9 protein-coding genes are annotated in these 12,640 nt (G+C 52.5%); 4 read left to right on the top strand and 5 right to left on the bottom strand.

Annotation, left to right across the window (positions count from 1 at the left end; genetic code table 11):
- Positions 1 to 284 precede the first annotated feature (284 nt).
- A complete protein-coding gene (locus PRZ02_RS00870) occupies positions 285 to 1,616 on the bottom strand; it encodes a DUF2400 family protein (RefSeq protein ID WP_449463969.1) in 1,332 nt (443 codons plus the stop codon).
- Between the two features lie 1,658 nt (positions 1,617 to 3,274).
- On the opposite strand from PRZ02_RS00870, the gene PRZ02_RS00865 reads away from it, so the two are divergent.
- Both PRZ02_RS00865 and PRZ02_RS00860 read left to right on the top strand, forming a co-directional pair.
- Entirely contained in the window at positions 3,275 to 3,730 is a 456-nt protein-coding gene (locus PRZ02_RS00865; protein WP_449463968.1) for a DUF3883 domain-containing protein, read from the top strand.
- A gap of 422 nt (positions 3,731 to 4,152) precedes the next feature.
- Positions 4,153 to 5,886, top strand: coding sequence for a hypothetical protein (locus tag PRZ02_RS00860; protein ID WP_449463967.1), 1,734 nt, complete (start codon positions 4,153 to 4,155; stop codon positions 5,884 to 5,886).
- A gap of 627 nt (positions 5,887 to 6,513) precedes the next feature.
- Here PRZ02_RS00860 and PRZ02_RS00855 read toward each other — a convergent pair.
- Both PRZ02_RS00855 and PRZ02_RS00850 read right to left on the bottom strand, forming a co-directional pair.
- Positions 6,514 to 6,897, bottom strand: a complete 384-nt coding sequence (locus tag PRZ02_RS00855; protein ID WP_449463966.1) for a hypothetical protein — start codon at positions 6,895 to 6,897, stop codon at positions 6,514 to 6,516.
- Positions 6,898 to 7,361: 464 nt separating this feature from the next.
- Positions 7,362 to 8,228 (bottom strand): DUF3800 domain-containing protein, encoded by an 867-nt coding sequence (locus PRZ02_RS00850; protein ID WP_449463965.1) that lies wholly within the window; start codon positions 8,226 to 8,228, stop codon positions 7,362 to 7,364.
- 95 nt (positions 8,229 to 8,323) lie between these two features.
- On the opposite strand from PRZ02_RS00850, the gene PRZ02_RS00845 reads away from it, so the two are divergent.
- Positions 8,324 to 9,568, top strand: coding sequence for an MFS transporter (locus PRZ02_RS00845; protein ID WP_449463964.1), 1,245 nt, complete (start codon positions 8,324 to 8,326; stop codon positions 9,566 to 9,568).
- Here PRZ02_RS00845 and PRZ02_RS00840 read toward each other — a convergent pair.
- A complete protein-coding gene (locus PRZ02_RS00840; protein WP_449463963.1) occupies positions 9,509 to 10,411 on the bottom strand; it encodes a UbiA family prenyltransferase in 903 nt (300 codons plus the stop codon). The two genes, PRZ02_RS00845 and PRZ02_RS00840, sit on opposite strands and share 60 nt — an antisense overlap.
- Before the next feature lie 185 nt (positions 10,412 to 10,596).
- Here PRZ02_RS00840 and PRZ02_RS00835 point away from each other — a divergent pair, with 185 nt between their 5' ends.
- Entirely contained in the window at positions 10,597 to 10,851 is a 255-nt protein-coding gene (locus PRZ02_RS00835) for a hypothetical protein (RefSeq protein WP_449463962.1), read from the top strand.
- Here PRZ02_RS00835 and PRZ02_RS00830 read toward each other — a convergent pair.
- A complete protein-coding gene (locus tag PRZ02_RS00830) occupies positions 10,848 to 12,311 on the bottom strand; it encodes a hypothetical protein (protein WP_449463961.1) in 1,464 nt (487 codons plus the stop codon). The two genes, PRZ02_RS00835 and PRZ02_RS00830, sit on opposite strands and share 4 nt — an antisense overlap.
- Positions 12,312 to 12,640 lie beyond the last annotated feature (329 nt).

The raw sequence follows: 12,640 nt of genomic DNA, 5'->3' as shown, positions 1-12,640 counted from the left end.
TGCAGTCATGGCTTTCTTGGCCACGATCTTAAGGTGAAAATAAGCCGTTCTTGATAGCCCTTGCGTCAGCCGAAGAAGGTTACGATACTGGCTCTTTTGCCGTAGTCTAATCACTAAGGGCTACAGGACAATATCAGAGCTCTTCGCGGATGGACGTTACCTAAAAGACGAAGAATCGCCAGTTCCCCATTAAAGCTGAGGGAGCAAAAAAGGGAAATGGATAGGATTTGGGTCCTTGTCCACAGCAAAGTAGATAATAACGCATCCTATGGTGCGATCTCTGGCTACCTTTGGCTGAATAGATGCCCTTGGGGAAAGCTAGCATAGAAAAAGGAAAGCGTAGTTCTACTGGCGCGAAGAAAGTGACTAGCTCGTACTACGATAACGTCTATCCCGCGCTCGGTTTTCAAAAGCTCAATTAGCTTCTCGTCACGCGCCCTTTCCACCACTACGATTGCTTTAGCCTCCTCGCCGTATCTGCTCTCGTACTTCACCTGGTAGTCCACGACTTGTCCTACCGCCATGTGGTTTAGCTCCCGTTCTACCTCAACGACCGCACGCTCACCACTCTTGAACCTTATCACAGCGTCGGCCGAATACCCGTTCAGAGGAAACTCCTCAATTATATCGATGTCAACGTCATTGACGTAAGGCCTTATCTTCTCCTTAAACCTCTCAAAGATCTTATCTTCCTCTTTAGATCTAAGGTGCTGCCCGTGGGGGTGCGGAAGGTTCGATGCCCTGCAAGCGCTGCTCAGCGGGCAGACCTCGCACTTCCTTTCCTCAAATTCAAGGCTGCAGTACCCCATCATGGAGGGACGGGAGAAGACGTAGTCGTACTTGGCGGGATCATCCGGGTTTATCTCCCTCATGATCTTCCTGGCTTCCTCGACGTCCTTCCATCCGAGCGACTTCGTCCTAAGCCTTCCCTCGTCTCTCCCCTCGAACACCCTGTTTATCGTCCTAGCGGTTCCGCGACCAATGGAGGGATAGAGCTTGGAGGCGTCCACGAAGTCCCACAGCCCGAGGTCAGGGTACTCCTTCCTGGCCATCCACCTCAGGTAAAGCGTTAAGGTCTTCATGGTCGACCTTTTTGGCGCGTCAGGATCTGGGGCTATGTAGGATAACTGGGAGGGACCCTTTACTCTCGTCATTGCCCTCGCCCTTATCTCCCTAGCCAGCGAAAAGATGAGCTTAGCTACATCTCCGCCGTAGAGCGAACGGGCAAGCTTTGTTATCGAACCCTCTTCCTTCACTATGGAGGAAAGAGAGTCGAGGAGGCCCTCGAAAGCGTCTCCCGTAAGAAACCTGTGATACCAGCCCCTGTACCCAGGGTGGCCTTTCCACTGGAAGGAGTAAAAGGACGCGCGATCCGAGGTGATCGCCTCGGTCACGCTTTCGCCTGACGCCCTCAGATGATCGGAGAGACCCAGCAGCATGGGCAGGAGGACGCCCTGAACCTTCACCTGATAATCGGAAAGCGCGACCAGAAGGGCCCAGAGGTCCTGGTCAGAGCCCTCATAGTTCCTTGCAGCTGCAAGGGCGGAAGTGGTGCCCAGGTAATGCTTGAAGCGCTCGTAGGCCCTGTCAAGATCCCTCCTGCGATCGCCGCTCACAACATTTGAGGGGGGTCGTTTTTAACTTTTTGGCAGCACCTTGCGCTCAAAGGCGCTGAAGCCGCCAAATTCGAGGTGATGAAAGTCAGAGGTCTGTCCTAAGTAGCTTGCATACCCGATACCGCGAATTAATCCTCTTGCTGCAGGGCCTAACGCCCTTTCCGTTTGGCCAGCTCGTTTCTGATGATCGAGATCTCAAGCGCTAGGGCATTCTGCACAAAGCCTTCTCGCCATGTCCTTCTCGCACGTTTCGCGCACGAACGCGTTTGGGTTGCGTATCTTGCCTCGACCAGGTCCTTGAGCCCTTAGCCTTCTCCTGGCAGGTCAAAGGCCTGGTAAAAGCGAGGCCATCTGATTTCCAGCCACCACGGGACGAAGCTACCGAATAAGAACCGGGTTCTATTCTTAGCTGCGCGACTTAGAACCGCTACCCCCTTAGCGTATTTTACCGAGCCAGAAGACGGTACTTGTCCTCGCGCTGTGGAAGGCCCTTAGCGCGCGGGCCGGTGGCGCTCCGGCAGACCTCTCCCCGCAGCGCCACCGAAGGCGCTCGCGGCGCCTCTTTGCTTCCTACCCGCCACAACTACCAGGCGTCCTGGCGTTTTGGCCTTGCGGTGCTCAGCGGGCCTCTGCGCAAGCTTGCGCAAGCTCCAGAGATTAAGGCGCCTTTTCAGCAGGCCTTTTTGAACGCTCCAGTGCACGCGTGAAAAATCTACCGATTTTTGCCCGGGAACTTGCGGAACTGCATGCGCAAAAGGCCGGTCAAGCAGCACCAGTATCTAATACTAGATGGGGCATGTATCGAGAGTCCGTCTGGAGTCTCGTCTCCCTTTCCACATAAGACCCTCATGGACGCTTTCAGGCCACTGGACTGGTAGTGGACTGTGAACTGGACTGAACTGTGCATTTTAGCCCCCCTGGACGCCTGGCCGCTCGCATGTGGACTCTATGAGCGGAAGGTCCGTCAAGTAGCATCAGTTTCTCGTGCTAGATGGGGTACAATTCAAAAGTACGGTACCAGTACACTCTCCTTTCCCCACATAAAACCCTCATGGCCGCCTTCAGGCCGCCGAACAGGTACCGTACTGGTGCCGAACAGTACATTGAGGGAGTACGGTACAGTACGGTACAGTACGTTGAGGGAGTACGGTACTCAGTACGGTACAGTACAGTACACAGTACACCAAAAAGTTCGCTCTCCTCAATGGACTCCACCCGCCGAGTCCACTCTTACTGGACTGGACTCCCTTTTCCCTCAATGTACTCGCCCAAAAAGTCCAGTCCGCTGCAAGTCCATTGAAGAGTCCGGTCCACAGTACACTTCTGCCGGACAGTCTACAGCCAGTCCACTGAGAAGGCCCATAACCCTTTTCTTTCAATGGAATTTTTGGGCTGTCTGCTGAGCAAAGCAGGGCTGTCCCGGATTGTTGCAGAATTCCACAGAGGAGTTTCGGCCGTTTGAATAGATCAAGAATTACCCGCTGACCTTCGGCCGAGACCTGAGACCAGGATAAGGGAGATATCCGAATTCGTCAAGGAAAGGGCCTGAGACGGGCAGAATTGCCGAAGAACGCCGAGCAGTCGCTAGGAGTAGAGAGGTATATATTCAGGCGAGGAGGCAGAAACTCAAGGAGGAAAGGGAAAAGCTGCGCGAGGTCGTGATAACGCCCCTGCAGGCAAAGCCCGGCAAGGTGCTGGGCCACGCAAGGTTCATGACCGCGGATACCGCGTACTCTGTACTTGGGCAAGAGGAATACGACCCCGGGCTGCAAAAGAAAAAGCGCGAGGTCGAGCTTGCGGCAATGAACTGCGCGATGAAGTACGAGCAAAGAAAAGGCTATGAGGTAAGGGACGTGCACGAGGAGGACCTGGGGTACGACCTGGTCAGCAAAAAGGGTAGCGAGGAAAAGCTCATCGAAGTAAAGGGGATAAGCGAGGGCGACGAGGTGGAGCTCACGCCGAACGAGTGGAAGGCTTCGCGGTTTTTCAAGGACAAGTTTTTGCTGTACGCAGTGAAGGACCCACTTGGCCAACCGCGCCTGGTGATCGAGAGGCCACCGCTTGCGCTGGATCACTACGAGTACGTCACGCACTACGTTGTGAGGGTTGATTGAACCTATTTCTGGCGTAGTTAGCAGCGTTTGCCTGATTAACTTCGGGCGGGGTTTTGTACCAAGCACTTCTGAAGAGGTCTTCGCGTTTCAAAACGCAACTCTCGAAAAAATCCGCTACGAAAAGATCCGATTGTGGACACCGCGTTTTGTCAGCTAAAAATAGCACCAAAAACTGATGCTACTTGATCGGCCTTTATCACATCAAAACCCGCGCATAGATGGGGGGTAGTTTTTCCAGTCCAAAAGCGCTCGCGTAAGACTCGTAAGGTTGCGTAAAATTCGTAAGCCCCAGTAAGCCTCGTAAGCCGCAGTAAGCCCTTCATGCCTTCTCGTAAGCCCGCGTAAAGCGCAGTAAGCCTCCAGCACCTTTCCCAGACCAAGTGCAATGCACAACCTTTATGGCCCACTTGAGCCTCAGCCTTATGAAGAAGGTCAACGTTTACCTTCCCGATCACGTCAGGCAGGCCCTGACGCCGGGCGGCGATGCGACGCTCACAGACACCCTCGCGTCGCTGATAAAGGAGCTGGCGGCCTCCGGCGACTCCTCCCTCCTTCCCCAGGAGAAAAAGATGCTTTCAGAGGCCGCGAGGAAGTACCACGTCGCGCTCAAGGTCCCCAGGGAGGCGTTAAGGGCGCTCGAGGAGAGGGCTGAAAGGGAGGGGGTCAACCCCTCCACCCTGGCCAGCGCGCTGATCGTGAATTACGCCCTGAGGGAGAGGGAGGTCAGGGCCGCGCACGCCTCCTACTTCCCCCAGGGCGAGGAGGTTCGGGCCTTCGTGGAGGACGGGGACAAGTCGCACCTGAGAAGAGTCGCGCCCCCGGGCAGGGAATGGCATCCCTCCAACTTGGCCCAGCTCGGATCGGCAGCAGCTGACCTCCTTTCCTCGCTGGGTTATTTGGAGGAAGTCGAAAACGCGCTCTCCCTGAGCGCCGATGAGGCCCCGGTCTTCATGAAGTCCCTCATGGACAAGGTGAGGGAGGGGGCCGAGAAGGGAAGGGCGTACGACCAGCTCAAGAGCGACTATAACCGCCAGGTGAAGGAGAGGGAAAGGCTGCAAGATGAGAACGAGGATCTTAAGAAAAAGGTCAACTCCCTGCAGGAATCGCTCCAAAGCGAGAGGAAGGCCCACGAGGAAGAGATGAAAAGGAAGTTCGCCGAGCTGAACGAAGAGCTCGCCAAGGAAAAGGAAAGCGCTCGGAGGCTGAGGGCGACCGTCACCAGGCTTTCAGGAGAGCTCGAGCAGGCTAAGAAGCGCGCGAAGGACGCGGAGAACCATGCCAGCTCGCTTGAGAGCGAACTGAAAAATACTAAAGATCAGCTCAAAGAGGCGAACGACCAGCTTGATAAACTCGAGGGCTACCTCGAGTTCGATGACCAGTGGAAGGAGACGATAAAGAGGGGTGTCGAGCAGAAAAATGCTAAAATTGAGGCGCTCATCTATGCCATGAAGGAGCAGGGGAAGGCCCTGTGCGAGGTCGAGGAAGACTCACGCGAAAGGGAGGAGAGGGCCGAACTTAAGCTCCTTGCCCTCGCCGCCAAGCACGAGAAGAAAGAGATAGAGCTGAGGGCCCTTGCCGAAGAAAGGGGATGGGCCATTGGGCCGCTCGGTCTGGCGCTCTACGTGGCCGCCAGAAGTGCAGACGAGCTCAAACTGGGCTGGAAAGCGGAATTCACGATGGGCGTGACGCCTCTGGTCTTCACGAAAGACGGATACTTGCACCTCCCAGATAACCTGACATCACTCCAGCTTCCAAAAGGACTTGATCCCAGGTACGCCCTCGCGTACTGGACGGGGCTCGTCGAGTACGCTTCGGCGAAGATCGTGGCCGACGCGGTCGCCCTAGCCGCCGGACACCTTCTGGTACTGCCATCTAGCACAAGCGTCGACCAGATGCTTCAAGAGATAAAGCCCATAATGGACGCGGTGCGCGCGACGACGGACAAGTTCTTCTCAAACGCGTGGAGCCAGCTGCTGGACGCCTACTGGAAAGAGCAAGACATGGCTAACTTAACCGTTGAGATGATATCCAGAGATGTCAATTCTTTCCTGGATGACGTAGACAAGGTGAGGGAGCAGACGCAGCAGGCCCTTGAAGATCTCAACACAGTGCTGGAGCTCGCGGCAAGAGGCAAGAAGACCTCCAGCCCTCTATAACAAGACCAGGCGTGCGGGAAGCGGCGATTCTCGGAAAGACTGATCATTTCGCGGTCAAGCAAACACGTAAACCCGTCTTCAGCACTTGCGAAAGGAGGCTACGTTCCCAGAAGCACTGCGCCTCCCTAGCGAAAAACCAGTAGCATCAGTAGTTTGCTAATTAATTTTGAGAATACACGTGAATTTACTCCCGGATATAAACAAAATAGAACTTTTGTCCTCTGCTTTGACTGCGTCCATGAAATAGCGGTACCCGTCAAAATTTCATATGCATTGTTTTAACAAAGCAATCGTAACTGCTTTGTTGCATAAATCCCGGGCGACGGGATTTCGCTTCTTTTCCTTTCTCACTCACCCCTTCGCGCCCTTGCCTTCGCGTGGCAGGCCATGGCATCATAGGCCATGCCCTTTGAACTGCTTCCGCCATTAGGGTTTGGGGCTTCCTAGAGCTTGTGTCCTCACCGAACTTCCTCTTCATCGCCGAGAAGAAACCCTCAGCGGCCCAGCGCCTTCCGTAACCAGTTTGCTCCTTCCACCTCCTGTAGCCCAGGGAATGGTACTTCCTAATCTCGTCCCTTCTTCTCTCAAGCGGGAACGGTAAGTGGTCGCGTTCGTCCTTTAACGGCGCTATCCGCGTCCCTTAAGGAAGAGAAGACAAGGTTGGCATCGTAAGCTTTTGCCGTAGAACCTCTTTACCCTCTTCCCCTTCTCCCTGACATCGGCGAGCATCTTGGCGGCCGTCCTCGCTTCCGAGTGGTCTCTTCCCTCTACGTAAGCGTCAACGCCCAGCAGCTTCCTGCGCCTAACGTCCACCGTTATGACAAGGACGACGTGCTTCTTGCGGTTTCCCGGCTTTCCGTACCTGTAGGTCAAGTACTCGCCTGCGCTTCCAGTCTTGAGCCCGGTGCCGTCCGCAGCGATTTCAAGTTCGTTGGCGCTTGGCAGCTTTTCGGGTACCATCTTTGATATCCTGTGCCAGGCGGTGGTGTAGTCGTCAGCCCTGGGGATCATGTGAAAGACCCTCAAAGCGCGGGTTATGCCCTCTAGGCCGCGGTAGTCAACCCTTGGCCAGATTGCCTGCCACCTTACAAAGGAATCCGGGAAGAGGAAAGGCCTTCCCCTCTTATTTTTGTTGGCCTCCCTCAGTTCCCTCTTCCAGCGCTTGAAGGGCCTGACGTCGAGGAGGAACTCTCCCCTGAGAACTAACTGCTCGTCCTAGGAGTGCCAATCACGTTTGGGGCTAGGCTTATTTCCCTTGACGGAAGATTTATCCCAGTGGTTAGAGCTACTGGTCGTCAAAACCTCGTGGCTCTAACCACTACTTATTCCGTGTGCTGAAAGTGCTCATTGGAATTATTCAACAATGCATCGAAAAGGCAAAACTTATTAAGCGAGGACCAACTTATAACGGGTAAGGCGGTAACGCCTTGGATGATGGAGGCGTGGGGCAGCTCCCTGCCTTCGGACCCCATTTTCTACGAAATATTTAGTGTCCATACTTTAATTCCCCATCCACTTATCTGTCCGCTTGGGCTAGTATCAAATTTTTTCCACAACAAATCAAAATACTTCTTATAATCAAACTTCTTCTTATCTGAGGTTACTCCATAAACGTTGGTCAGGCCCGCCCTTCTCACGAGGTAAGAGGCCAGATCTGCTATCTGCAGGCAGCCGTACTTGGATGAGTCAGCAAACAGGAAAGGTGTGAACGTCCTAAAGCGCGCTGGATTATTCCTTATATATGCGCCATTACTGAGAGCGAGCTCCAGTGTGTCGTTTATTTCGCTTTCATCTGCCGAATGGCCGCTTGAGTTCTGCACATTTACGAAATCGTGAACCATTAGCAACCAATCTATCTGCCTTCTGTTAACAATCTTAAGGATCCGTTCAATGAGTAGCTCATAGGCCCTGCTCAGGATCTCTCTTCTTACAGATTGATTAGAACCCCTAACCAAAGCGGGATTTACGTTTCCTCTTTGGACAGCGCTGGAAATGATCCTTACATTAAGGTTCGATACCGCTTCAATCAGATCACGGACAAAGGCGTCGATTTGATCTATGGTCATGCTTTTATATGTGGGGCTAGGAGGATGGAACAAATCCTTTGAATGAATTTCCAGTCCAGCAGGAAACCCGTACTTAACTTTAACGCCAGCTATCTGAGACTCGCACCCGGCTAAGGCACTCGTCACCATAATCCTCATCCCCTTGGTGGCCCTATCCGCGGTGAACAGGATAAGGGGACCCATGGACCCCACGGCGCAGAAGAGCGCGATTAGGGTAGTGTAAGTGCTAGACAAGAGTAGGACAGAAACGTTGTGCATCCCGTAGTAGGAGCCCAACGCAAGCAACGCTGACCTTAGTCTATACCTTAACTTCCTCGAAGTCGCTGCTAATTGAAAAGAAAAATACTTTTAAGAACCTCTTGGCGTGCCTTATGGATAAGCGTACCGCTTTGCCCCTGGCCGGTTTTTCCGTTGCCGCCGTTCTGCTTACCTCGCTTTCCTCTTTTATGCTGTTCGCGGATTTCTTCGCCAAGACTACTGGCGTGGGCCGCGATGAAATAACGTACCTCGGGACCTTGGCGTTTTTTTCCGGAATGCCTTTTGCTAAGGTTATGGGCAGGCTATTAAAATTTTATAAAAATTCGGTGATAGGTACTGCTCTGGTCATATCGCTGGTAACGACGACCATATTTTTGATGCCCTACACGAACTCGCTGCTTGTTTTATTGCTGTTTAGGTTCGTTCAAGGCAGTTCCATGATCCTCATGGAGGTTTTTTCGGTAAATTACTCTTACATTTTCGATGAAAGGAAAAGAGTAATGGCCACCGTGTTTTCCATTTCGGGCGTCCCAGTTGGAGTGGCGCTGGGTTCATCTCTCTCTTTCTTGGCTTCAATGAATCCTTATGAAGCTTACCTATACATGGGGCTCCTATCGGCTTTGTTAATGGTGCCTTTTTTGGTATTTCTTGGAGGCAGGCGCTCCGATTTTCGTCCGCTGAAGCTTGAGGAACCAGGCACCACGTATAAGAAACCAGTTACGTGGGTGCTGGGATTTCTCTGGATGAGCATAACCGGATTTAACCTTCTCATGGCCAGCTTGTATCCCATGTTTTTAGCCCAATACGACCCCAAGGCCATAACCCTCGCCTTGTACGTATTCGGATTCGGAGGATTTACCATCACGATCTTGGGGTCGGTCATAGCCTACTACCTATATCCCAAGCTTGGCCCTAGGTCGCTTGGTTTGGTGGGCACGTTGGGTTTCGGCTTATCGATCCCTGGTTTTCTACTGCTCTTTGTTAGGCCTACCGGCGTTCTATTGATTTTGGCCGTGCTTTTGGGCCGCTTTGAGGCCTTCGGCATAACGACGATATACCTGTCTCCAAAGCTGGTTTACCCCGAAGGGATGGTAGGAAAGGGGACTTGGGAATTCTCGTTCCTAGGTTCCTTGGGCCACATAATAGCGCCGATGACCGTCATCCCTATAGCCTATCAATTCGGGTTTGGTACAGCTTTTTCGTTGTTGCTGATATTCCCCGTTTACGGCATGTTTGCCTCGTTACTGTTGCCCAAGGCTTTCAAGCTTGCCAAGCGACGGCAGAGCCTCGCTGCCGCCTCACGCGATAAGTCCCAACGCGAACCCGAAAACGTAAAGCAGCCCGAACACCGTCAGTAACTTTGCCGTCTTGAAGTAAGCCCTCTTTCCCCTCGCCCTAGTCTCTATTAGCACGATAAGCAGGGGTAACGAGAACAGGGTTACGAGGGTCGACCAAGGCGCAAATCCCTTTTCGATAACTACCAGTTGAACCAGAAACGACGACGACAAAAGGGCGTAATACGCCTTATTCGCGTATTTTCCCAAAATCATCGGCAGGGTTTTTATGCCCAGCTCCTTGTCTACGCTTACGTGTTCCAGGTTATTAACGTAAAGCATGGCCACTACCATAAGCGTCTCCGGCAGAGCGGCGTACACTGCACCGAAGTTGAGCCCAGCCCTCGTGAAAGCTGCAAACGAGCCCAACGCCATTAATGGGCCCCATATGATGAAAACTATTAGTTCGCCTAAAGCTCTTGCCTTCAGTTGTACTGGTTTGGCGTCATAGGCCGCAAAAAGGGTTACACCTAAAATCCCCATGATAATTACCCATATCCCGCTCCGCGCAGCGAGGTAAAAACCGGCGATAGCCGACGCTACCATCATTGAAAAAGCCGCTGCGCCCGCCATTTCTTTAGATATCACTCCCAACGGTATGATCCTTGGGGGACCTTGCGATAGGGCATTAGCCGACGTATCGATTTTATATAAAAAGTCAAGGTAGTGATTGAAGGCGTTTGCGCTCATGTGAATCATCAGCGCAGCCAATAAGGTCAGAGCAAAGAGCAAAGGGTACACGGCAATTCTGGCGTAGAGCGCGTAAACCGCCGAAATCGACACGATTACTGCCGTCATCGATATCACGCGTACGTCAAATAAATACTTCATGATCAGTACGACCCGATTTTCCCTTAGGGCGTCCATGAAACGATTTTCCTTATTTTTATTAAGTCTTTTCTAAATATCGACAAAGAACTCAAAAAGAGGTTGACCCTTTACGCAAGAACTTTCGCAAGAATAACTTGACCGACTTTCCGAATCAAGGGGATTAGCGGTTTCCTTCTAGATTTGACGGCCGACGACTCATGCAATCCTAAGGGGAAGCGGGATTGCGCGCATTTCGAGCAAGCGACTTCTTCATAGAGCTTCCCGAGGTTCTAGACAGGCTCACGACGTGCTTAAAGGGCTCGGCGATAGACCAGATGCCGGTTAAGGTCAAGAAATCCTTGGAGAAGGAGAGGCCGTTGATGGCCGGCTTATGGGCGGAGGATTTCGTAACCGCTTTTCAGAAGGCCGCAGGGGAGAAAGAAACCATTGTTTTTGGGCGGTTGATCGTCATGATAAACCCTAAACTAAGACCCTAGCTGATGACGAAATGGTTCAGCGAGCTTAAGTCCGTGTCCACGTAGCTGCACGATATGCCAACGGCATTTGCGAAGCCGTTATTTTCCATCTGGCTCAGTGAACCGACGGCCGCGTCATAGGAAACTTTATTCTCGTAACGAATTTCGGTGGTGCTGCCGCTTGCTCCCCATGCCTGATTGCCGTTGCTTGGACTTGGAGGCCATGAACTGCCGATGCCGCTTGCTCCCCAGATGCCCGTGCAGTTACTTACGTCGTTGCTTATCGAGTAATATAGAGGCCATTCGCCAACCGTCAATGGACTGTTACCCATCGAGAACTCAAGCGCGAAGTTGGTGTTGTTGCTGAAGAAAGAAGATGAGGTATCATTGGTTTCAAAGGCCATTGACGGATAAACGGTCAATGATGGCAAAAGCGGGTAAGCTACCGAGTTCAAGACTGGGGCCGGTGCCCCGGTCGAGTTGACGGTTCCGTCAAATGATACCGACACGTTGTAGTACTGATCCGAGTAAGCTGTCTCATAAACCTTTGCCATGGTGTACGATTGGCCGTTTATGGTCGCCGTTAGGTTGATTTCGTAATTGCCGTTACCCAAGTTCGACTGGGTGATGGAAAGCGTGACGCCCGTTGCGAGCCAGTCAGCGGGGCTGGTGAGCGGATAGGCGCCGATACTCAGCGGCCCAGGGCCAACCCACACGTTCTCAATCAACGCCGGCGGCCATATCTGAGCCACTGCCTGCGGTACTAATGCCTCAACTTTACTCGAATTCTTTAATTCCTGGAATATCGTCAGCGGGACTCCGGCATAGTCACTAGACGGTATTACTAAATCACTACCATTGATTGGATAGACGTAACCGCAAACCTCGCTACTTGAAGTGACGTTGGCAAAGCTCGACAAAGCCCAAGTTGGGTCCCCGTTCGAACTGGTACTGTAGCCCGCTTGGGATAGGGAGCTCTTCGGGAGGCAGCTACGCGAGGGGACATAGCCCGGAATTGGTATTAGAACTTCCACCGTCTTTACTGTCCGGATCTCTGTTGGTGGTGTCGGACTCTTAAGTTCGCTCCGCAAAACTTGCCTCGCAACGGTCATTAGCGCGCTTAAAGTTTCATTGCCCTTGACAACCTCTACCTTATAGCTTGGGCTTATGTAGTTTGGCGTTACCGTCACCGCGTTGCCGTTTATCCTTGCCTGGATTACCTGTGCCTTGCTTTCAATGGTTACCCTGCTCCCGTTGGGCATTATTACAGTCAGGTAGAAAACGTGCCACGCAACTCTGACGTTCGGGTTTCCTGCCAGTGACGTGCTACTTATGGGCGAGCTAAGGGGTACGCCCAACAACTCGTGTACCATCTCACCGTACGGGCCCATTACGTTAAAGGAGTTAGGCAAGGTAGCCACGATCACGACGTTAGGGTCTGTAACATTAGGAACGCTACCCGCAACGTCAAGCTCTCTCACGCTATACACCGCAAAAGAACTAATCAGTAAAACAACAAGTATAATCGATGCCATAAGCAAACCGCGCATGGATCAGGTCGCTCAGGTGTCATCACTTCAGCACCTTTAAACTTTGCCTACGTACTGATTTGTTGCATAATTCGAAAATCTCTTAGTTTGCTCATGAATTTCGCGAGGAATCGTGCATCACGAGGGATTTCTGGCTTCTCTCTATCTTTCTTCAATCTCCTCCGGGTGGCCGCCGAACTCCACGAGCAAACTTTGAATTGCCGACTAGACATTAGGGAGGGCACGCCAAAACGCTTGAAGCCTCGAAGCTACTTACCTGC

It is taken from the genome of Tardisphaera saccharovorans (assembly GCF_046635845.1).
Classification (GTDB): domain Archaea; phylum Thermoproteota; class Thermoprotei_A; order Marsarchaeales; family UBA168; genus UBA168.
The sequence above is the reverse complement of the archived record's forward strand: the minus strand, read 5'-3'. Positions and strand labels throughout refer to the sequence as shown.